The sequence below is a fragment of the Erythrobacter sp. S267 genome (assembly GCF_057365045.1).
The window spans coordinates 726,219-745,027 of the sequence record NZ_CP200298.1; the positions used below are offsets into that span (position 1 = coordinate 726,219).

Here is an 18,809-nt window from a genome sequence, read left to right on the forward strand (position 1 = left end):
TTGCTGCCAAACGCCATCAAGCGTAAGGGAGTAACCATGACTGATTTCGCCGCCATAATCCTTGCCGCGGGCAAAGGCACCCGCATGAAGAGCGACCTTCACAAGGTCCTGCACCCGATTGCGGGCAAACCAATGCTCGCGCACCTGCTTGACGAATTTGCAGGACTCTCGCCCCAGCGCACCGTCGTGGTGGTTGGGGACCGGCGGGAGCAGATCGACGCGGCGTTGGAGGGGCGGGACGTTTCTACCGCTCTGCAAGACCCGCAGCATGGCACGGCCCACGCAGCCTTGCAGGCGCGGGCGGCTTTGGAGGGCTTCTCCGGCCACATTCTCGTCTGCTTTGGCGACGTGCCTATGGTCAAGGCTCACACAGTGCGACGTCTGCTCGCGGCGCTTGAGGGCGGGGCCAAGGTCGCGGTGCTCGGCTTCAAGCCAGAGGACGCGCTCGCCTATGGCCGGATCATCGCCGATGATGACGGAACGGTGCGCAAGATGGTCGAGTTCAAGGACGCGACCGAGCGGGAGAAGCGCACGCGGCTGTGTAATTCGGGGCTGATCGTTGCGCATTCCGATGATATGTGGCCGCTCTTGGACGCGGTCGGCAGTGACAACGCTCAGGGCGAATATTACCTCCCCGACGTCGCGACAGGAGCCATTGCGCGCGGGGATACAGTCGTCGTGGTAGAGACCGATCCGGACGAGGTCGCTGGTATCAATTCCCGCTCCGAGCTCGCCGCGGCGGAAGCCCGCTGGCAGGCGGCGCGGCGCGAACAGGCGATGGATGAGGGCGCTACCCTGAAAGCCCCGGAAACCGTTTTCTTCAGCCATGACACGCATTTAGGCCGCGATGTTACCGTCGATCCTCACGTGGTCTTCGGTCCCGGCGTCAGCGTCGCCGATGGCGTCCACATCAAGGCCTACTCGCATCTCGAAGGCGCGGAGCTCCATACCGGCGCGCAGGTCGGGCCGTTCGCAAGGCTTCGCCCAGGAGCGGTGATGGAGGAAAACTCCTTCGTCGGAAACTTCGTCGAGATGAAGAAGGCGGTACTCGGCCCCGGCGCAAAGGCCTCTCACCTCAGCTATATCGGCGACGCCACCGTGGGCGCGAAAGCGAATATCGGTGCGGGCACTATCACCTGTAATTATGACGGCTACTTCAAATACCAGACCACTATCGGAGAGCGGGCCTTCATCGGCTCCAACTCCGCTTTGGTCGCGCCGGTCACAATCGGAGACGACGCGATCGTCGCCGCTGGCTCCACCGTGAGCCGCGACGTGGGCGCAGGCGACCTGCGCATGGTCCGCGCCGAACAGGCGGTGAAGCCAGGCTGGGCGGACCGTTTCCACGATACGATGAAGAAGAAAAAGGCCGCCCAAAAGAAGGACTAGAAACCGATGCGAGTGATCCAATTCGTCGCCAGCGCCAAGCATGCGGAGGCGCTTGCCTTTTACCGTGACGTGATGGGTTTCACTTTGCTGGAGGACAATCCCTTCGCCATTGCCTTTGACGCTGCTGGCACGATGTTGCGGGTGCAGAAGGTGCCGGGCTTCGATGCGCATCCTTTCACTGCGCTCGGTTGGCAGGTTGAAGACATTGCCGCCAAACGCGACGAGCTTGCCGAGCGGGGCGCGCAGTTCCTGAACTTCCCGCATTTCGAGCAGGATGAGCGCGATATCTGGACTACGCCGGACGGCGCGCAAGTGTGCTGGTTCCACGACCCCGACGGCAATACGCTCTCGCTGACCCAGTTTCCGGATTGAGCGACGCGCAAGACACCTGCTGGCTTTGCTCACGCCCGCTCGGCACGCGGTCGGAGTGGCATCATCCGGTGCCCAAGTCGAAGAAGGGGCGGGTGACGGTTCCAGTTCATCCGATTTGTCATCGGACTATCCACGCCAACTTCACAAATTCTGAACTGGCGCGGATGGGGGAGGATGTAGAGGCGGTGCGCGCGCATGAAGCCATCGCCAAGTTCCTCAAGTGGATCGCCAACAAGGATCCTGACTTTTACGCGCCCACGCGGCGCTAATCCTCTTCATCCGGGAACCAAAGCTGCCCGTATCTGCTGATAGATCACAGCATCAGGCAAAAGGGGTTTTCGGCATATGGGCATGTCCACTTGGACTAAGATCGGGATCGGCGTCTCCGCCATCACAGCAGCACTCGGCAGCGCGGCCTATGCGCAGTACCGCAACACGGAAGAGCCCGCCTACGACGTGGTGGTCGAGGACAAGCGCTTTGAACTGCGCGATTACCGCCCGATGATCGTGGCTGAGGTTACGCATGAAGGCTCTCGCCGCCGCGCGAGTGGTCTGGGCTTCCGCCGCCTTGCCGCTTACATTTTCGCTCAAGATCGTCCCGCTGGCGGTGAGCGGATCGCGATGACCTCTCCGGTGATTCAAGAACGCGTCGACCAGAATGAACGGATCGCGATGACCGCTCCGGTGCTTCAGGAAGCCACGTCCGAAGACGAATGGCGCACGCGCTTTGTCATGCCTGCGCGCTTCACGATGGAGACGCTGCCGCAGCCGCCCGAAGACATCACTTTGACGCAGGTGCCCGCGCGGCGGATGGCGGCTGTGCGCTTCAACGGCAATGGCGGAAACGCCGATCTAGCCATCATGGAAGCGATGCTGCGTGAGTGGATGGAGGATGAGGGCCTGACGCCTGTCGGTGAGGCGGAATACGCCTTTTACGATGCGCCGGGCGTGCCCAGCCGAATGCGCCGCAATGAAGTCATGATTGAGGTCGCCGCCGAGTAAGTCCTGTCAGTACGGGGGCGCGACAGGGCTTTGCTTGGGTCTCTTGTAGCGGCGACCTCGACCAGGAGTTGGTGCCTAGACGGGTGTGCTAGGCACGCTTGGAATTTCTCGTGCCTTGGCCTCAGGCGCGTTCAAGCTCAGACGCGTTTGAGCTCATGCTCGATGAACCGTGCGCAAAGTCGCGTTCCCATTCCTCAAACTCGCTGCGGCTGAGCAGATAACGCTCACGCGCTTCGTGGAAGCTGATCGCACGGTCATGCACAGCGCGGACCACGTCGGCCTTCTTGGCAGAGGACCAGTGGACGCGGTGCGTCTTGGGCAGGCCATAACGTTTGATCGCATCAGCGATCGAGATATCGCGGGGGTAAGCCATTCAAATGTCTCCTTTTCGATCCCTGTTGCATCTCAAAAGGGACCGTCAGACTTAATTGCGGCCTAGCAGAAATGGTTAATTCAGCGTTGACGACGCCCTACGTGCTGCCCTTGCGGTGAACGGAGGGAAAACTGTCGGATTGCTTGACACTCCGCCTCTTTTCCAAGGGGACGAGCCCACGAAAAAGGGCGGCTTGGAATGTCCAAGCCGCCCCAAATTCGCGTCTGAGTCGGGGCTCACAGCCCTGCGATCAGTCCATCAGCTGACGCATCAGATAGACATATTGCAGCGCTTGAATCTTAGCGCGCTGTTCGTTGTCTACGCCGCCTGAGTGGCCACCGACCGTATCTTCGAAATAGAAGTAATCGTGGCCTTGCTCTGCCAACCGCGCCGCGCCTTTACGGGCGTGAGCGGGGTGGGTGCGGTCATCAGCGGTCGAGGCCCACAGGAAGGGCGTGGGATAATCCGCATCGGGCACGATCATCTGGTAGGGCGAGTAGCCCTCAATCCATTCGCGCTGCTCTGGGATGCGCGGGTCGCCATATTCGCCGATCCATGAAGCGCCGCGTCCGATGACGTGAAAGCGCAGCATGTCGAACAGCGGGATCTGGACGATCGCCGCGCCAAACAGGTCAGGGCGCTGGGTGAAGGCCGTGCCGACCAGCAGGCCGCCTTGCGAGCCGCCCTGAATGCCGAGATGTTCTGGCGAGGTATAGCCACGCTCCACCAGATCCTCACCCACAGCGATGAAGTCGTCCCATGTGCGCTGCTTGTTCTCGCGGATCGCGGTCTGGTGCCAGCCGGGGCCAAACTCGCCCCCGCCGCGCAGGTTAGCCAGGACGTAGGCCCCACCGCGCTCCAGCCACATCTTGCCGGTCGAGCCGAGATAGCCGGGCAGGCGCGGGATCTGGAAGCCTCCATAGCCGGTCATGAGCACCGCCGTCTCACCATTCAGCTCCATCCCTGCAGGCTTGACGATGAAGTAGGGGATTTTGGTCCCATCGGCGCTGGTCGCCTCGTGCTGCTCAACCTCCATACCGGCCGCGTCAAAGCGCGCCGGCGAGGTCTTGAGCACTTGCGGCGCTTCGCCAGCTTCCGAATAGTAGAGCGTCGTCGGGTTGAGGAAATCGGTGACGGTGAACATGATCTGCTCACTCTCTGAAGAGCTCGCCGCGATGCCCACAGTGGCGTTGTCAGGAAGGTCGACCTCCTCACTGGTCCACGCCCCGTCTACGAAGTTGAACTTCAGCACCTTGCCAACGACATTGTCGAGCAGACCGACATAGAGCGCGCCTGCGGTGATTGCGCCGCCGCGCTTGGTCTGGCGGTCACCCGGAGCCCAGACGAGGGTCTTGGCCGCCGCATTCGGATCGGCCTTCCATTCTTCAAGGTCCATCGCGATGAGGCTGTCGGCGGGGAAGGTCTGGCCCTGCGTCTCCCAATCCACATCGGTGGTCATCAGCATGTGCCCGTCGACGATGCCATAGGGCGATGCCTTGAGCGGAATGTCGAGCTTCACCCACTCAAAGTTCTCCGGGTTGAGCCAGAAATACTCGGTCTCGTGAAAGCTCACCGCGCGGAAGGCGGTTGTGGCGTGGATTTCGCCCGTATTGTCCCGCACAAGGCTGGCACCGGACCAGACATCGCTTGTTTCCCCGCGGAAGATTTCCTTGGAATCGGCAATGTCCGTGCCGCGCACCCAGACGCGGGTGGAGAGCGGATATTCGCTGTCGGTGAGCGAGCCTTCGCCAAAGTCGCGGCTGACCATCAGCGTGTTTTCATCAACCCACTGCACGCCGCCCTGGCTCTTCTCAGGCAGTTCGAAACCGCCTTCGACGAAGGTGCCGGTTGCCATGTCAAATTCGCGCATGATGGTTGCGTCTTCGCCGCCATCGGAGAGCGCGATCATGCACTTGTTGAGATCAGGCGGCAGGCAGGTGGAACCTTTATAGACCCACTCGCGCCCTTCCTCAGCCGCCAGCGCATCAATGTCGAGCACCGTTTCCCACTCAGGATTGTCGGTGGTGTAGCTTTCGATTGTCGTGCGACGCAGCAGGCCCTTGGGATTCTCCTTGTCCTGCCAGAAATTGTACAGGCCATCGGGGCGGAAGCTGACGAAGGGGATGCGGTCTTCGCTGTCAAAGATGGCGAGCGCTTCGCTTTTCAGCGTTTCAAAGCGCGCGTCTTCTTCGAGCACGCCAAGGGTCCGCTCGTTTTCCTTTTCGACCCAGGCAAGCGCCTCGTCGCTGCGGGCTTCTTCGAGCCAGATATAGGGGTCTTGGTCCGGGCCGGGGATGCCGTCATCCATTTCAGCGGTGTCTTCGGCGTGGCCATCGGCGACGGCAGAAGTGGTTGTGCTAACAGTCATGATAGCGGCCAGCGAAAGAGCGATTGCGCGGGTAGAGACAAGTTTCAAACGTCCTCTCCTAAAGGGGGAAATGTTGCAGCCGGTTGTGGCGCGGAATGGTGCGCTTGTGAAGGGGGAAGCGGTGCGCTCTACGGACAAACACACAGGATCGCCTTTCGCTCATCTCAACCGCGATGGCGCAATCCTGCTGACGAAGGATACCCTCCATGACAGACCCCAAATTCATTCAGGCCACATGGGACATGGTTTGCCGATCAAGGCTCATGATCCAGATGGACATTGAGGGCCGTGTCCTGTGGGCTAACGACAAATTCTTGAACGAGATGGGATACGCCCTCGACGAGGTGGTCGGCCAGATGCATCGGATGTTCTGTTCTGACGAGATTGCAGAGAGCGAAGAATACGCCAATTTCATCCCCGACTTGATCAAAGCGGGCTGGGTTGAGGGAACCTATCTGCGCCGTAACCGCGCGGGAGACGACATCTATATCAAGGCGATCTACAGCGTCGCTTATGACGAAGACGGGAACCCAGATCGAATCCTGAAAGTCGCCAGCAACGCGACAGAACAGGTCAAACTGCGCAAGCAGGTCAAAAAGCAGCTGAGCGAGAGCGAAACACTGCGCCAGAATCTGTCCAAAGAGCGTCAGGCGCTAGAGGATTTGCTGTCCAAGGTGAGCGGTGTTGTGCGCTCAATCGACGAAATCGCCGACCAAACCCACGTGCTGGCCTTGAACGCCACGATTGAGGCGGCGAAAGCGGGGGAGAATGGACGTGGCTTTGAGGTTGTTGCAAGCGAAGTCAAAAAGCTCGCTGACGACACGCGCTCCGCCACACAATTTGCCGAGGAATTGATCGCCGCGCAGGAGCTGGACGCGGCCTGAGAGATTAGGCTTCGACGTGCTCCGCCAGCACGGTCAGCCCAGCATCGCCAACTTCGGCAAAGCCGCCGCGCACTTCGATGACTTCCGGCTCGCCGCCTTCGGTCTTGTAGACCTGCACCGCCCCATCGCGGATCGTGCTCATGAAAGGCGCGTGGCCTTCGAGCACGCCGAACTCACCCTCAGTTCCGGGTACGACGACCATGTACACGTCCTGCGAGAGGACCTGCTTGGCCGGGGTTACGAGTTCAAAGTGCAGTGCCATTGTTTCAGTTTCCATCCAAAGCCGCGTCAAAAGCGGAAGTGGCTTTCTCAAATTTGTCGCGGCAGCCCGGGTTGCAAAAGCCCACAACCTTGCCGCGATACAGTGTCAGACTGTCCGCAGAGACCGGATCGCCCGACCAAGGACACACCGCGTTGGTGCAGTCCTTGAGGTCGAGCCTATCCGACATCTCTATTAGTCTTCCTCAGCCAGCTTGGCGGCTTTCTCGACCACCATGTCGATGCCGCCGACCATGTAGAAGGCCGCTTCGGGGAGGTGATCGTATTCACCGTCCACAACCGCCTTGAACGACTTCACCGTGTCTTCCAGCTGCACGAACAGGCCCGGAATGTTGGTGAAGACCTCTGCCACGTGGAACGGCTGCGAGAGGAACTTCTGGATCTTACGCGCACGGGCAACGGTCAGCTTATCTTCTTCGGAAAGCTCGTCCATGCCGAGAATGGCGATGATGTCTTGCAGCGACTTGTACTTCTGCAGCGTTTCCTGAACGCGGCGCGCCGTGTCGTAGTGCTCTTGGCCGACAACGGCAGGCTCGAGAACGCGGCTGGTCGAGTCCAGCGGGTCCACGGCCGGGTAGATACCCAGCTCAGAGATAGCGCGCGACAGCGTGGTGGTCGCGTCCAAGTGAGCAAACGAGGTTGCAGGCGCAGGGTCGGTCAAGTCATCCGCGGGAACGTAGATGGCCTGGACCGAGGTGATCGACCCCTTGTTGGTCGAGGTAATACGCTCTTGCAGGTTACCCATGTCGGTAGAGAGCGTCGGCTGATAGCCCACTGCCGAAGGAATACGGCCGAGCAGCGCCGACACTTCCGAACCGGCTTGGGTGAAGCGGAAGATGTTGTCGACGAAGAACAGAACGTCCTGACCTTCCTGGTCGCGGAAGTATTCTGCCATGGTCAGACCCGACAGAGCAACACGTGCGCGCGCACCGGGAGGCTCGTTCATCTGGCCGAAGACCAGCGCCACTTTGGAGCCTTCGCTGATCGCGTTACCGTCTTCGTCCTTGGCGATAACGCCTGCGTCGAGGAATTCGTGATAAAGGTCGTTACCCTCACGGGTACGCTCACCAACGCCTGCAAACACGGACACACCGCCGTGGCCCTTTGCGATGTTGTTGATGAGTTCCTGAATGAGCACGGTCTTGCCCACGCCAGCGCCGCCGAACAGGCCGATCTTACCGCCCTTCGCGTAAGGGGCGAGGAGGTCGATGACCTTAATACCGGTCACGAGAATAGCCGCGTCAGTCGACTGGTCGACAAAGGCAGGCGCATCAGCGTGGATCGGAGCGGTGCTGTCCGCGCCAATCGGGCCACGCTCGTCAATGGCTTCGCCAACCACGTTCATGATGCGGCCGAGTGTCTTCGGACCAACCGGGACAGAGATCTGCTTGCCGGTGTTGATCACTTCATTGCCGCGAACAAGGCCTTCGGTCGCGTCCATAGCGATGGTGCGAACGGTGTTCTCGCCAAGGTGCTGAGCAACTTCGAGGACGAGCGTCTTGCCGTCATTCTTAGTCTCAAGCGCGGTCAGAATGGCGGGCAGTTCGCCGGGGAACTGCACGTCGACGACAGCGCCGATGACCTGGCTGATCGTGCCGTTAGTGGTCTGGTTGAGTACGGGTGCGGTGGCCATTTCGTTTGTCCTTAGCCTTAAATTACAGCGCTTCAGCGCCAGCAATAATCTCGATGAGTTCAGTCGTAATCGCGGCCTGGCGGCTGCGGTTGTATTGGATCGTCAGCTTGTTGATGAGGTCGCCTGCGTTGCGCGTTGCGTTGTCCATGGCGGTCATCGAAGCGCCTTGCTCCGAAGCCTCACGCTCAAGCAGAGCGCCGAAGATCTGCGTCTTCACGTAACGCGGCAGCAGCTCTTCGAGGATTTCCTCTTCGCCCGGCTCATATTCGACCACAGCGCCGCTGTCGTCGGTGGCCTCGGGCGAGGGGACTGGGATCAGCTGGTTGACGGTGGGTTCCTGAGCGAGTGCCGACTTAAAGGTCGGGTAGATCAGGTGAGCAACATCAAACATGCCGCCTTCGAACAGCTCGACCAGCTCAGCCGCAATCGCGTCGGCTTCTTCGAAACCGGGCGTTTTGACGGTTGAGGTGTCGAAGCCGCCGCCAATCTTGTCAGCATAGTCGCGCTTCAGAGGGGCACGGCCTTTCTTGCCGACGAGGTAGAAGTCCACCTCTTTACCTTCTGCGAGCAGCGCCTCCGCCTTGGCTTTGGCAGCCTTGACGATGTTGGAGTTGAGACCGCCGCACAGGCCTTTGTCGGTGTTGACGACAACCAGCAGGTTGCGCTTGTCCGATCCGGTGCCAGCGAGCAGCTTTGGCGCGCTATCGCCCGAGACTTTGCCAGCGAGCGAGGCCATCACCGCACCCAGACGCTCCGCATAGGGACGTCCGGCTTCGGCAGCAGCCTGCGCACGGCGCAGCTTCGCCGCGGCGACCATTTGCTTCGCCTTGGTGATCTTCTGAGTCGACTTAACCGACCCGATTCGATCCTTGAGTTCCTTGAGTGAGGGCATCTGCCGCTAACCCCTTATGCGAACTGCTTGGCGAAGGCTTCAAGACCCGCGACCACGCTGGCCTTGGTGTCGTCTTCGAACTTGCCGCTGTCGCGGATCGCGGAGAGCACATCGGCATGCTCTGAGCGGAAGAAGGCAAGCATTTGCTCTTCATACTCGCCCACGCGCTCGACCGCGATGCTGTCGATGAAGCCGTTGGTCCCGGCAAAGATCGACACGGTCTGCTCTTCAAACGGCATCGGGTTGAACTGCTTCTGCTTCAGCAGCTCAGTCAGGCGCGCACCGCGGTTGAGCAGTTTCTGCGTCGCGGCGTCGAGGTCCGAGCCGAACTGCGCAAACGCTGCCATCTCACGATATTGTGCAAGGTCGAGCTTCATCGAGCCAGAGACCTTCTTCATCGCCTTGGTCTGGGCAGCACCGCCCACACGGCTAACCGACAGACCCACGTTAATCGCGGGACGGATGCCCTGGTAGAACAGGTCGGTTTCGAGGAAGATCTGGCCGTCGGTGATCGAGATCACGTTGGTCGGAATGTAGGCCGACACGTCGCCTGCCTGCGTTTCAATGATCGGAAGCGCGGTCAGCGAGCCGCCACCTTCGGACTTGTTCATCTTAGCCGCACGCTCAAGCAGGCGGCTGTGGAGGTAGAACACGTCACCCGGATAGGCTTCACGGCCCGGAGGACGACGCAGCAGCAGCGACATCTGACGATAGGCAACAGCTTGCTTTGAAAGGTCGTCGTAAACGATCACGGCGTGCATGCCATTGTCGCGGAAAAACTCACCCATGGCGCAGCCAGTGTAGGGCGCAAGGTACTGAAGCGGAGCAGGCTCCGAAGCGGTCGCGGCGACAACAATGGAATATTCCATCGCGCCGTTCTCTTCGAGCTGCTTCACGATCTGAGCAACGGTCGAACGCTTTTGGCCAACGGCGACATAGACGCAGTAAAGCTTCTTGCCTTCGTCGTCGCCCGCATTGACGCCCTTCTGGTTGATGAAGGTGTCAATCGCGACAGCGGTCTTACCGGTCTGACGGTCACCAATGATCAGCTCGCGCTGGCCACGGCCAACCGGGACCAGAGCGTCAACCGCTTTGAGGCCCGTCTGCACCGGCTCGCTAACCGATTCGCGCGGGATGATGCCTGGCGCTTTCACTTCGACGCGCTGACGGGTCACATCAGTGATCGGGCCCTTGCCGTCGATCGGATTACCCAGAGCGTCAACCACGCGGCCCAGCAGACCCTTGCCGACGGGAACGTCCACAATGGTCTCAGTCCGCTTGACGGTGTCGCCTTCCTTGATCTCGGCATCAGAGCCGAAGATCACGACGCCGACATTGTCAGCTTCGAGGTTCAGAGCCATGCCCTGAACGCCGTTGGCGAATTCGACCATCTCACCAGCTTGCACCTTGTCGAGGCCGTGGATGCGGGCGATCCCGTCACCCACACTCAGCACGGTGCCAACTTCGCTGACTTCAGCTTCGGTACCGAAATTGGCGATCTGGTCTTTGATGACCTTGGAGATTTCTGCGGCGCGGATTTCCATGTGTGTAGTCCTTTAAGCCTTCATGGCCTGCGATAGTGAATTCAAACGGGTGCGGATCGAGGCGTCGATGCGCTGCGATCCAATGGTGACGACCATGCCGCCCAAAAGGTCGGGATCGACGTCAGATGTAAGCATGACAGTGCGCCCCTGGCGGGCGGTAAGCTTGTCTTTCAGCGTTGAGAGCTGCGCATCGCTGAGCGGGTGAGCGCTGGTGACATTCGCGCTGACTTCACCGCGCTGCGTGGCGGCGATGGTTTTGAACGCTGTGATCATGTCGGGCAGCTTCGACAGGCGACGATTGCCTGCGAGCACGCCGAGAAACTTGGCGGTGAGGTCCGACAGCTCGAGATGCTTCGCCACCGCCGCAACCGCGTCAGCCTGTTGAGCGCGCGAGAGTTCGGGGTTGGTGGTTGCAGCCACAAGCTCAGCGGACTCGGCCAGAGCAGCGCCGAGCGATTCGAGGTCGCCCTCTACCGCTGTCACGGTTCCGTTTTCGCTGGCCAAATCGAACAAGGCCGAGGCGTAACGCCCAGCAAGGCTAGCCTGAATACCGGCGGAAGTTTCCACGCGCTTTGTGTCCTCTTTGAGGAAAGAAAAAATACGTTCAGCTTATCGGGGCGGGGCCAGTCTCATGAGAGAACCGAATCTCCCTTAGAAAAAAGGGGCGGAAACGGGCCTGATCCCAAAGCTGGCGCGCGCCTAGCAAAGGGGGTGAAAGGATGCAAGCGGGGTTGCGAAGAGTCTTGCGCATGCTTGCACATTCAAGCGAAATCGGCTATGCCCTGACCGAACGGTAAGTAAGCAATGGGAATAGAGAGATGCAACTGACACCGATGGCGCCCAAATGTGGGGTCGAAGTATCTGGAATTACACTCGCTGCATGCAGCGATGGCGAAATGGATGCGGTCAAGCAGGCCATTTATGAACACGGAGTGGCAGTCTTCCGCGATCAGGAGTTCACTCCGGAAGATCACATCACCTTTGGCCGCCGCTGGGGCGGGATCGATGTGAACAACTATTTCCCGCTGCAAGACGATTACAACGAAATCGCTATCGTCAAGAAAGAGCCGGACCAGCAGACCAATATTGGCGGGGCGTGGCACACTGACCATTCCTATGACCAGATCCCGGCGATGGGATCGGTGCTGGTCGCGCGCCATCTGCCCCCATCAGGCGGCGACACGATGTGGGCGCATATGGGCGCTGCCTATGATGCTCTGCCCGATGACATCAAAGCCGAGATCGAAGGGCTGGAGGCGTTCCACACCGCCGATCACGTCTATAAAGAAGACGGCCTCTACGCGCAGACCGACATGGGCAAGAGCCTGCGTGGTCAGGACCTCAAAACGGGTGCCGTACACCCGGTCGTCATCCGCCACCCGCAGACGGGCCGAAAGATGCTCTATGTCAATGGCGGCTTCACGATCAATTTCGTCGGCCAGACCCGTGAAGAGAGCATGCCGCTGCTGCAAAAGCTGCTCGACGCCGCGCTGACTGATGACAATCAGTGCCGCTTGCAGTGGAAGCCGGGAACGATTGCAATCTGGGACAACCGCACGACGTGGCACAACGCGATCAACGACTATCAAGGCCACTATCGCGAAATGCACCGCATCACTCTGAGCGGCGACGCGCTGGCGGCCTGACACGGCTCACGTCACTCAAGGGTAGGTGTCAGCCTACTCCCCGTCACCAAACTCCGCATCAAACGCCGCCTGCACGGGTGTCACCCGCTTCGTCTCGCAGGAATAGACCAGCCGTTCGTTCGGGCGGTCGGGGAGTTGCGCCAACAGCGCGGATTGCTGATCGCCCAGTGTCCGCGCGGCATCGGTCACACCGCAAGCGGGCGGGGTGTATTGGCCGCGCGCCTCGCGTGCTGCCTCCATGGCGTCGCGGCTCAGCAAGTACCGATCCGTGCGGAAGGTGCGCGTTTCGGGGTCGTAGACGCTGACGGAGACCGCCGCTTCATCGCCCGGCACAAAGACCCGCGTCCACTCGCCTGAGACGAGGCCATACTGCGTGCGTTCGTTGACGCAGCCATTGGCGGCCCAGTCGAACTCAACGTCATCGGTGCGCGCGCCTGTCACTCGGCTGCGTTCAGGCACAAGCGTGCAGATCAGCGTACCGTCGCCCGCTGGCTCTCCGGGCGGGGGAGGGGCATCGGGGTCTGCAACCTCGCCTAGTAGGACCGCAACGCGCTCTTCCACCTCGGAATAGCTGGGCCGCGTGATCCAGACGAGCGCTGCGGCGATCACCGCCGCGCCCGCAACGCCCGCTGCGATGATGGCTCGGTTGCGCAGCTCCGGTCGGTCAGCGATCCCGGCCCGGCATTGTGCTGCGACATAGCCAGCGCCGATCCCGATCAGCAGCAGGATCATGGCGAGCGCCATCGCATTCTCACGTTCTTCCATCACTTCGATCTGGGCCTGCGTCATCGCTGCCGCCCGCTTTTCACGCAGTTCCGCCTCGCGCGCCTCTTGCCTTGCTTTGGCCTCCGCCCGCTGCGCATCGAAGCGCGCGCGTTCGGCTGCGTTCAGCTCATCAATAGAGCGGCAGGGCAGGGCATTGACCGAGGTTTCCACCCCGTTTTCGCGCAGGAAGGGGAGCAGCTCTCGCAAGGACACGGCGAAGTAAAACTCCGCATCCGAACCATCCGAATCCGCACCGAAGGAATTGACGCCCAGCACCCGCCCGCAGCCATCGAGCAGTGGCCCGCCCGAATTGCCGCGCGCAATGGGGGCTGTGTGGAGGATCGTATCGAACTGACGGCTGGGGCGCTCTCCTGATAGGAACCCGCGGCTTTTCACCGGCGGCTGCGCGCGGAAGATGTCGCGCATCTCCAACCCTTGGGCCAAATCGACGTTCATGGGGTAGCCGACGGCAGAGACCTCGCCCAAATTGCTCACCGCACCGCCCGCCAGCGTTAGCGGGGGCAGGCGCAGGGAACCGTCGGTGATCTCCAGCAACGCCAAGTCATTGCGCGGACTGACTGCAACGGCGCTCGCAAAGGTCGCTGCATCGCCTTCACTGGGCACGATCCCGATGCGAAGCGTGTCGTCGAGCAGCGCCTCGCGGATCACGTGGGCGTTGGTCACGATCCGCGTTGGCGTAACCGCAAAGCCGCTCCCATGCGTGATGGGGATAACCTCATCCCCGCTGCTGTCGATCAGCACGACGCGCACGACCCCACGTGCAGCTGCGTCAATATCGCCCGGGTCAGCCAGGGCAGGAGTGGGGATCAATACCAGCGCAATAAGCGCGATCCAAAGGCGGGAGAGACATGTCATCACCTGCCCCTTATGACGCTGCTGACATTGACCGCAAGCTTCGGGATGCGCTTATGTCCGGCGGTGAGCATAGGGACGGGCATGACGAACTTGACCGACATCTCAGATGAAGACTCCTGGCGGGCGGTTCTCGCCAAAGACCGCCGTTTTGACGGGGCGTTCCTCACCGGCGTGCATTCGACCGGCATTTACTGCCGCCCGTCGTGCCCAGCGCGCAAACCCTTGCGCAAGAATGTGCGCTTCTACGCCAATGCGGCGGATGCGGAGGCGGCGGGCCTCAGGCCATGCAAACGCTGCTCCCCCAACACCCAGAGCGCGGAGGAAGCCTGTGTGCTGGCCGCCATCGCCGCCATCCGTGCCTCTGTGGAGGAAGGAAAGGGCGCGATGACTCTAGACGAGCTGGGCGATCTCACCGGTTACTCACCGACCCATTTCCAGCGCCTGTTCAAACGCACCGTGGGCCTGTCCCCCGCCGCCTTTGCACGCGCTTTGCAAGAGGAGCGGGTCAAGTCCGCTCTGGAAGAGGGTGCGAGCGTCACGCAGGCGCTGTATGATGCGGGCTATTCCTCGCCCTCGCGCTTTTACGACAACACGAAGGACAAGCTCGGCATGACGGCAAGCGATTGGAGCAGCGGCGGCGCAGGGCGGACCGTGCATTGGAAGGTCATCGCGACCTCGCTTGGAGAGATGCTGGTCGCCGCGACCGACAAAGGCGTGTGCACCCTCTCCTTTGACGAGGGCGAAGAGGAATTGCGCGCCCGCTTTCCCAAGGCGGAATTGCGCGAGGCTGGGGAGGACTTCAAGGCACTGTTCGATTCTGTTGTCGCCGCAGTCGAGCAGCCGGGTAGCGACAATTCGCATATCCCGCTGGATGTGAAGGGCACCGCGTTCCAGCAACGTTGCTGGGAGGCTTTGCGCCAAATCCCTCCCGGAGAAACCCGTTCCTACGGCGAGCAGGCCGCGATGCTCGGAAACCCCAAAGCCAGCCGCGCGGTCGGCAGCGCGAACGGCGCGAACAACATCGCCGTCCTGATCCCGTGCCACCGGGTCGTGCCAGCCAGTGGCGGCGTGGGCGGCTATGCTTACGGGCCTGAAATCAAGGCCGAACTTCTGAAACGCGAAGGCCGAGAATAATCATGACAAGAGACGATTTTGCAGCGCTGCACATCAGCAGCGCACCCTTGGTGTTGTTCAATGTCTGGGACGCTGGCAGCGCAAAGGCGGTGGCGCAGGCGGGCGCCAGTGTAATCGCAACAGGCAGCCTCTCGCTCGCCGGAGCGCAAGGGTTCGACGATGGCGAGGCGATTGCCTTTGCCGACTTGTTGCGCACCGTGCGCCAAATCCGCAGCGTCACCGATCTACCAATCAGCGTTGATGTGGAGACAGGCTATGCCGATGACCTCAACACGCTGAAGGCAAATGCCGAGGCGCTGCTAGAGGCCGGTGCAATCGGCTGCAATCTGGAGGATCGGTTGCTTGACGGCGATGCACTCCGCGATCCGGCGGAGCAGGGTGAGAGGATAGCGGCGCTCAGCAATGCGGGCCTGTTCGTCAATGCGCGCACCGACCTGTTCCTGTCGCCTCTGATGCGCGGCGAGGATCCGAATACTGGTGAGCTAGTGGGAGCCGCGCTTGAGCGGGCAGAGGTCTATGCGAGCGCCGGAGCAGGGAGCCTGTTCGTACCCGGCCTCAGCGCAGCGGACCTGATCGCGGACCTTTGCGAGCGATCACCCCTGCCAGTCAACGTCATGCGCCTACCCGGCATGGCCGGCAACGCAGAGCTAGCCAAGCTGGGCGTCGCGCGGATCAGCTACGGCCCCGGCCCCTGGCGCGACGCGATGGCGGCAGTGACGGAGGGGGCGCGGGAGGCGTTTGGCTAGGCTAGTGTCTTGGCTTGTCCGGGAACGAAAATGAACTGATACGTTCAGTTATTCGGATGCGCTTCTGTATCCTGCCTCAGCTGGACGATCCTGTATGCCTGAATTTCCGCTCGACACTGCAACCAAGCTGACCGCGATTTCCGACACCACGCTGCAATCCTCTGGCGGGGCGGCCTATTGGAATTTCCAGTCGGCCTTTGGTGGTTGGGCGCTCGCTCTGGGCTATTCTGCGGTGCAGGCGGCGAAGCCTCAGGAGGGGATGCTTACAGGCGCGACGGCGAGTTTTATGAAGCCGCTCCCTCAGGCTCCGATCAACATCGATCTGCGCACCATGCGGGAGGGGCGGCGGACCTCGTTTTTTCGCACTGAGTTCACCGCCGTAGACGCGCCCGATGCGCCGATTTTTGCAGCGGATTATGTCTTCTCCAGCATGAAGGAAAAGCCGCTCGATTACGCCTGCGACTTTCCCGATGTGGAGGCTCCTGAAGATGCCCCGCGATTGCCTGACACGCCGGGGCCAAAGTTCCTGAGCCGGTACGATCAGCGCGTGGCTTTGGGCCAACCATTCTCCGCGCAGGAGCGCCCGCACTCCGCCTTTTGGGTGCGCGATGCAGCCGAGCGGCCATGGGATGCGAAGGCGCTGCTCGCGGTCTCCGATACGCCCATGCCGCGCACCTTTTTCCTCGATCCGACCCCACGTTTCGGCGCGACGGTGCAGTACGACTTGCAGGTGTTCTGCTCGGCCGAGGACTTGGGCGCGATTGGCAATGACTTTCTGCTGATCGAGGCGACCAGCGACCGCGTCTTTAGCGGCCGCTTCTCCGCGACAACGCGCATCTGGTCGCCGGACAAACGCCTGCTTGCGATTTCGAACCAGATGGCGTTTTACTGATCCCACTTAGGACAGGGGACACCATGACCGACAACGCACAAATCGCCCGCGCCTTGTTCAACGCCTTCCAAAGCGGCGACTTAGAGGCGGCCGGCGCGCTGCTCTCCGACGATTTCGCAGGCTCCCAGAATGGCGGCCCGGCTATGGACCGTGCGACCGTGCTGGGCTTCACTGCGGCGGTGCGGGCCAAGGTGCCCGATTTCCGCTACGAAGATTGCGTGTGCGAGGCGACTTCCAGCGGCTTTGTCGAAGAGCATACAGTGCGCGGCACTTTGCCCGATGGGGATCAGATCAACCTTCGGCTCTGCGTGGTCGGCACGGTCGAAGGCGGGCAGATCACCGCGATCCGCGAATATCTCGACAGCGCGGGCGCGGCGGGGCTGGCGAAGGCGCTCGCCGGATAAGGCCTTTTCGACGAGCGTCGAGGCATCTGTGTTGACGCAAGGCTATGGCCGCTTACCCCTTGGTCCTGCTGTATAAAGAGGAGAGAACGATGCGCATTGCAGCTTACGGGTTGGGAGGCCTCGTCATTCTGGCCACAGGCCTGTTTGCCTGGGCGCTTTGGATGACCCAAGTGCCTGCTGTCGCCGCGAGTTCCTCCGATCTTGGGCCTGAGCTTGAGGCATGGTTCGATGCCCGCCACGAATCTCGCCGACCGCAGTTCAACGGCGCGGCGTTGGTCATCCATGATGGCGAAGTCATTGTCCGTAAGGCGTGGGGAGTGGACGGCGATGGCCGCGCTCTGACACCGGACTCGCAATTCCGCCTCGCCTCGGTCTCGAAAAGCTTCACCGCTGCCGCGATCCTGAAGCTGGCGCAAGACGGCCTGTTGGACCTAGATAAGCCGGTTGGTGAGCAGATTGAGAACTGCCCCATGCAAGCCACTCCGGCACATTTGCTGCGCCACATTTCGGGCGTTGAGGACAATTACTTCGAGAAGGCAGACCCTGCGCAGGTTACGACAATATCAGCGGTGTTCTACGGCGTCTGCGAGACAGTCGAAAGCGCTGTGGCCCCCTCAGAATTCGCGTACAACAACACTGCTTACGTGTTCCTTGCAGGGCTCGTCGAACGCAAGACGGGCAAAATGTTCGAGACCTATCTCGCTGAAGAAATCCTCACGCCACTCGGCATGGAGAAGACCCGCGTTTGGAACCTTGTGAGCGGTGATGACTTCGCCGCCCGCGCCACCAGCTTCAACGAAGACGGCAAGATGGTTCCGACAAATCTGGACGGTGTGGCGGGTGATGGAGCGGTCTTCTCAACCGTGGACGACCTGGCAAACTGGGCGCGCTTCTGGCGCGATGACCGCTTGCTCTCGGCCGAACTGAAGGATCGCGCGACCGGCAGAGGACTGGGCGACGACTACTACTTCGGCCTGGGCCGCACCGGTGCCATCGTTTCTCACAATGGCGGCTGGCTCGGCGCGCGGACCTATCTGGGCTTCGAAGACGACGGAGCCGATGGCGACGTCGTCATCCTGCTCGACAATTCATCCTCGATCTATGTCGATGACATGGTTAGCGAGGTTTGGGCGGTCTTGGAGGACTAGGCTTCCTTTACGGGTGTGAAGGGCACATCCGCTGCCAACAGAGCCTGAGTGATCCGCGAGGCGTGCTGGGCGAGAGCTTCATCTTCCATCGGCACAACCTCTTTCAAACCGACCGGGCTTTGGGGCGTTTCGGGCCGCCAACCGCCTGCGCCATTTGCCGTGCGGGCAAAAACAGACGTCATGTTGGGATTGCCCCAGGCGATTACGTAGACGCTGATCTCGTCGCTGTCTGATCCATCCAGAATGGCGGCCCGAAGCGCGTCGCTGAGGGCTCGGACCCCGGCCGATTTGGCTTTGGCTTGCTGTGTTCGTTCATCCAACCCTCGGTCATGCTCGACCACCGCACACATCAGGAGCGGTGCGTGTTTCACAAGATAGAGCCGGTGAAACTCAAAATCGCCCAGCGGGTGGGTGATCGCGGCGAAGTCATCAACTATTTCTAGGGGCATAATTATTTCCTCT

The 18,809-nt window shown here is 61.1% G+C and carries 21 protein-coding genes; 11 read left to right on the plus strand and 10 right to left on the minus strand.

Annotated features, from left to right (window positions below; translation table 11 throughout):
• Positions 1-36 precede the first annotated feature (36 nt).
• The 4 genes from glmU (at position 37) to AC0V6X_RS03185 (ending at position 2,763) form a co-directional block, all read left to right on the plus strand.
• Complete coding sequence (gene glmU, locus AC0V6X_RS03170; protein ID WP_486183146.1) at positions 37-1,389, plus strand: bifunctional UDP-N-acetylglucosamine diphosphorylase/glucosamine-1-phosphate N-acetyltransferase GlmU; 1,353 nt, start codon at positions 37-39, stop codon at positions 1,387-1,389.
• A 6-nt stretch (positions 1,390-1,395) separates the two neighbouring features.
• Positions 1,396-1,761 (plus strand): VOC family protein, encoded by a 366-nt coding sequence (locus AC0V6X_RS03175; RefSeq protein WP_486183147.1) that lies wholly within the window; start codon positions 1,396-1,398, stop codon positions 1,759-1,761.
• Entirely contained in the window at positions 1,758-2,030 is a 273-nt protein-coding gene (locus AC0V6X_RS03180) for an HNH endonuclease (RefSeq protein WP_486183148.1), read from the plus strand. Before AC0V6X_RS03175 ends, AC0V6X_RS03180 begins: the two co-directional genes overlap by 4 nt.
• 82 nt (positions 2,031-2,112) lie before the next feature.
• The gene (locus tag AC0V6X_RS03185; protein WP_486183149.1) at positions 2,113-2,763 is read left to right on the plus strand and encodes an SOUL family heme-binding protein; all 651 of its coding nucleotides are present in this window, start codon (positions 2,113-2,115) and stop codon (positions 2,761-2,763) included.
• Between the two features lie 121 nt (positions 2,764-2,884).
• Here AC0V6X_RS03185 and AC0V6X_RS03190 read toward each other — a convergent pair whose 3' ends face one another.
• Both AC0V6X_RS03190 and AC0V6X_RS03195 read right to left on the minus strand, forming a co-directional pair.
• Positions 2,885-3,136, minus strand: a complete 252-nt coding sequence (locus AC0V6X_RS03190) for a DUF1153 domain-containing protein (RefSeq protein WP_486183150.1) — start codon at positions 3,134-3,136, stop codon at positions 2,885-2,887.
• A gap of 250 nt (positions 3,137-3,386) precedes the next feature.
• The gene (locus AC0V6X_RS03195; RefSeq protein ID WP_486183151.1) at positions 3,387-5,504 is read right to left on the minus strand and encodes a prolyl oligopeptidase family serine peptidase; all 2,118 of its coding nucleotides are present in this window, start codon (positions 5,502-5,504) and stop codon (positions 3,387-3,389) included.
• Positions 5,505-5,710: 206 nt separating this feature from the next.
• Between AC0V6X_RS03195 and AC0V6X_RS03200 the strand changes: the two genes are divergently transcribed.
• Positions 5,711-6,388 carry a methyl-accepting chemotaxis protein gene (locus AC0V6X_RS03200; protein WP_486183152.1) on the plus strand — a complete coding sequence of 226 codons (678 nt, stop codon included), beginning with the start codon at positions 5,711-5,713 and terminating at the stop codon, positions 6,386-6,388.
• A 4-nt stretch (positions 6,389-6,392) separates the two neighbouring features.
• Here the strand turns inward: AC0V6X_RS03200 and AC0V6X_RS03205 are convergent, their stop codons facing one another.
• From AC0V6X_RS03205 to AC0V6X_RS03230, 6 genes are read right to left on the minus strand one after another with little or no spacing between them, the layout of a single operon-like run.
• Complete coding sequence (locus AC0V6X_RS03205; protein ID WP_486183153.1) at positions 6,393-6,650, minus strand: ATP synthase F1 subunit epsilon; 258 nt, start codon at positions 6,648-6,650, stop codon at positions 6,393-6,395.
• A gap of 4 nt (positions 6,651-6,654) precedes the next feature.
• Positions 6,655-6,837 (minus strand): glutathione S-transferase, encoded by a 183-nt coding sequence (locus AC0V6X_RS03210; RefSeq protein ID WP_486183154.1) that lies wholly within the window; start codon positions 6,835-6,837, stop codon positions 6,655-6,657.
• 5 nt (positions 6,838-6,842) lie between these two features.
• Positions 6,843-8,300 (minus strand): F0F1 ATP synthase subunit beta, encoded by a 1,458-nt coding sequence (atpD, locus tag AC0V6X_RS03215; protein ID WP_486183155.1) that lies wholly within the window; start codon positions 8,298-8,300, stop codon positions 6,843-6,845.
• 22 nt (positions 8,301-8,322) lie between these two features.
• Positions 8,323-9,192 (minus strand): F0F1 ATP synthase subunit gamma, encoded by an 870-nt coding sequence (locus AC0V6X_RS03220; protein ID WP_486183156.1) that lies wholly within the window; start codon positions 9,190-9,192, stop codon positions 8,323-8,325.
• A 14-nt stretch (positions 9,193-9,206) separates the two neighbouring features.
• The gene (gene atpA / locus AC0V6X_RS03225) at positions 9,207-10,736 is read right to left on the minus strand and encodes a F0F1 ATP synthase subunit alpha (RefSeq protein WP_486183157.1); all 1,530 of its coding nucleotides are present in this window, start codon (positions 10,734-10,736) and stop codon (positions 9,207-9,209) included.
• Between the two features lie 12 nt (positions 10,737-10,748).
• Positions 10,749-11,303, minus strand: coding sequence for a F0F1 ATP synthase subunit delta (locus AC0V6X_RS03230; RefSeq protein ID WP_486183158.1), 555 nt, complete (start codon positions 11,301-11,303; stop codon positions 10,749-10,751).
• A gap of 251 nt (positions 11,304-11,554) precedes the next feature.
• Between AC0V6X_RS03230 and AC0V6X_RS03235 the strand changes: the two genes are divergently transcribed.
• Positions 11,555-12,382 (plus strand): TauD/TfdA dioxygenase family protein, encoded by an 828-nt coding sequence (locus AC0V6X_RS03235; protein ID WP_486183159.1) that lies wholly within the window; start codon positions 11,555-11,557, stop codon positions 12,380-12,382.
• 33 nt (positions 12,383-12,415) lie between these two features.
• Here AC0V6X_RS03235 and AC0V6X_RS03240 read toward each other — a convergent pair whose 3' ends face one another.
• Positions 12,416-14,023, minus strand: a complete 1,608-nt coding sequence (locus tag AC0V6X_RS03240; RefSeq protein WP_486183160.1) for a S1 family peptidase — start codon at positions 14,021-14,023, stop codon at positions 12,416-12,418.
• Positions 14,024-14,104: 81 nt separating this feature from the next.
• Here AC0V6X_RS03240 and ada point away from each other — a divergent pair, with 81 nt between their 5' ends.
• The 5 genes from ada to AC0V6X_RS03265 all read left to right on the plus strand — a co-directional run bounded on the left by ada (position 14,105) and on the right by AC0V6X_RS03265 (position 18,347).
• Entirely contained in the window at positions 14,105-15,157 is a 1,053-nt protein-coding gene (gene ada / locus AC0V6X_RS03245; protein WP_486183161.1) for a bifunctional DNA-binding transcriptional regulator/O6-methylguanine-DNA methyltransferase Ada, read from the plus strand.
• A 2-nt stretch (positions 15,158-15,159) separates the two neighbouring features.
• A complete protein-coding gene (locus tag AC0V6X_RS03250) occupies positions 15,160-15,903 on the plus strand; it encodes an isocitrate lyase/PEP mutase family protein (RefSeq protein WP_486183162.1) in 744 nt (247 codons plus the stop codon).
• Between the two features lie 94 nt (positions 15,904-15,997).
• Positions 15,998-16,795: an acyl-CoA thioesterase gene (locus AC0V6X_RS03255; protein ID WP_486183163.1), complete on the plus strand. Its 798-nt coding sequence runs from the start codon at positions 15,998-16,000 to the stop codon at positions 16,793-16,795.
• A 23-nt stretch (positions 16,796-16,818) separates the two neighbouring features.
• On the plus strand, positions 16,819-17,199 hold the full coding sequence (locus tag AC0V6X_RS03260) for a nuclear transport factor 2 family protein (protein ID WP_486183164.1): 381 nt from the start codon (positions 16,819-16,821) through the stop codon (positions 17,197-17,199).
• An 89-nt stretch (positions 17,200-17,288) separates the two neighbouring features.
• Complete coding sequence (locus AC0V6X_RS03265; RefSeq protein ID WP_486183165.1) at positions 17,289-18,347, plus strand: serine hydrolase domain-containing protein; 1,059 nt, start codon at positions 17,289-17,291, stop codon at positions 18,345-18,347.
• Here AC0V6X_RS03265 and AC0V6X_RS03270 read toward each other — a convergent pair.
• Positions 18,344-18,796, minus strand: coding sequence for a hypothetical protein (locus AC0V6X_RS03270; RefSeq protein ID WP_486183166.1), 453 nt, complete (start codon positions 18,794-18,796; stop codon positions 18,344-18,346). The two genes, AC0V6X_RS03265 and AC0V6X_RS03270, sit on opposite strands and share 4 nt — an antisense overlap.
• Between the last annotated feature and the right edge of the window lie 13 nt (positions 18,797-18,809).

Excerpts from the sequence above, each read along its gene's own strand:
- AC0V6X_RS03200 (WP_486183152.1), top strand. The coding sequence starts at position 5,711 with ATGACAGACCCCAAATTCATTCAGGCCACATGGGACATGGTTTGCCGA.
- atpA (WP_486183157.1), bottom strand. The coding sequence starts at position 10,736 with ATGGAAATCCGCGCCGCAGAAATCTCCAAGGTCATCAAAGACCAGATC.
- atpD (WP_486183155.1), bottom strand. The coding sequence starts at position 8,300 with ATGGCCACCGCACCCGTACTCAACCAGACCACTAACGGCACGATCAGC.
- AC0V6X_RS03250 (WP_486183162.1), top strand. The coding sequence starts at position 15,160 with ATGACAAGAGACGATTTTGCAGCGCTGCACATCAGCAGCGCACCCTTG.
- AC0V6X_RS03270 (WP_486183166.1), bottom strand. The coding sequence starts at position 18,796 with ATGCCCCTAGAAATAGTTGATGACTTCGCCGCGATCACCCACCCGCTG.
- AC0V6X_RS03210 (WP_486183154.1), bottom strand. The coding sequence starts at position 6,837 with ATGTCGGATAGGCTCGACCTCAAGGACTGCACCAACGCGGTGTGTCCT.
- AC0V6X_RS03195 (WP_486183151.1), bottom strand. The coding sequence starts at position 5,504 with ATGACTGTTAGCACAACCACTTCTGCCGTCGCCGATGGCCACGCCGAA.
- AC0V6X_RS03175 (WP_486183147.1), top strand. The coding sequence starts at position 1,396 with ATGCGAGTGATCCAATTCGTCGCCAGCGCCAAGCATGCGGAGGCGCTT.
- AC0V6X_RS03265 (WP_486183165.1), top strand. The coding sequence starts at position 17,289 with ATGCGCATTGCAGCTTACGGGTTGGGAGGCCTCGTCATTCTGGCCACA.
- AC0V6X_RS03235 (WP_486183159.1), top strand. The coding sequence starts at position 11,555 with ATGCAACTGACACCGATGGCGCCCAAATGTGGGGTCGAAGTATCTGGA.
- ada (WP_486183161.1), top strand. The coding sequence starts at position 14,105 with ATGACGAACTTGACCGACATCTCAGATGAAGACTCCTGGCGGGCGGTT.
- AC0V6X_RS03255 (WP_486183163.1), top strand. The coding sequence starts at position 15,998 with ATGCCTGAATTTCCGCTCGACACTGCAACCAAGCTGACCGCGATTTCC.
- AC0V6X_RS03185 (WP_486183149.1), top strand. The coding sequence starts at position 2,113 with ATGTCCACTTGGACTAAGATCGGGATCGGCGTCTCCGCCATCACAGCA.
- AC0V6X_RS03260 (WP_486183164.1), top strand. The coding sequence starts at position 16,819 with ATGACCGACAACGCACAAATCGCCCGCGCCTTGTTCAACGCCTTCCAA.
- glmU (WP_486183146.1), top strand. The coding sequence starts at position 37 with ATGACTGATTTCGCCGCCATAATCCTTGCCGCGGGCAAAGGCACCCGC.
- AC0V6X_RS03220 (WP_486183156.1), bottom strand. The coding sequence starts at position 9,192 with ATGCCCTCACTCAAGGAACTCAAGGATCGAATCGGGTCGGTTAAGTCG.
- AC0V6X_RS03240 (WP_486183160.1), bottom strand. The coding sequence starts at position 14,023 with ATGACATGTCTCTCCCGCCTTTGGATCGCGCTTATTGCGCTGGTATTG.
- AC0V6X_RS03190 (WP_486183150.1), bottom strand. The coding sequence starts at position 3,136 with ATGGCTTACCCCCGCGATATCTCGATCGCTGATGCGATCAAACGTTAT.
- AC0V6X_RS03205 (WP_486183153.1), bottom strand. The coding sequence starts at position 6,650 with ATGGCACTGCACTTTGAACTCGTAACCCCGGCCAAGCAGGTCCTCTCG.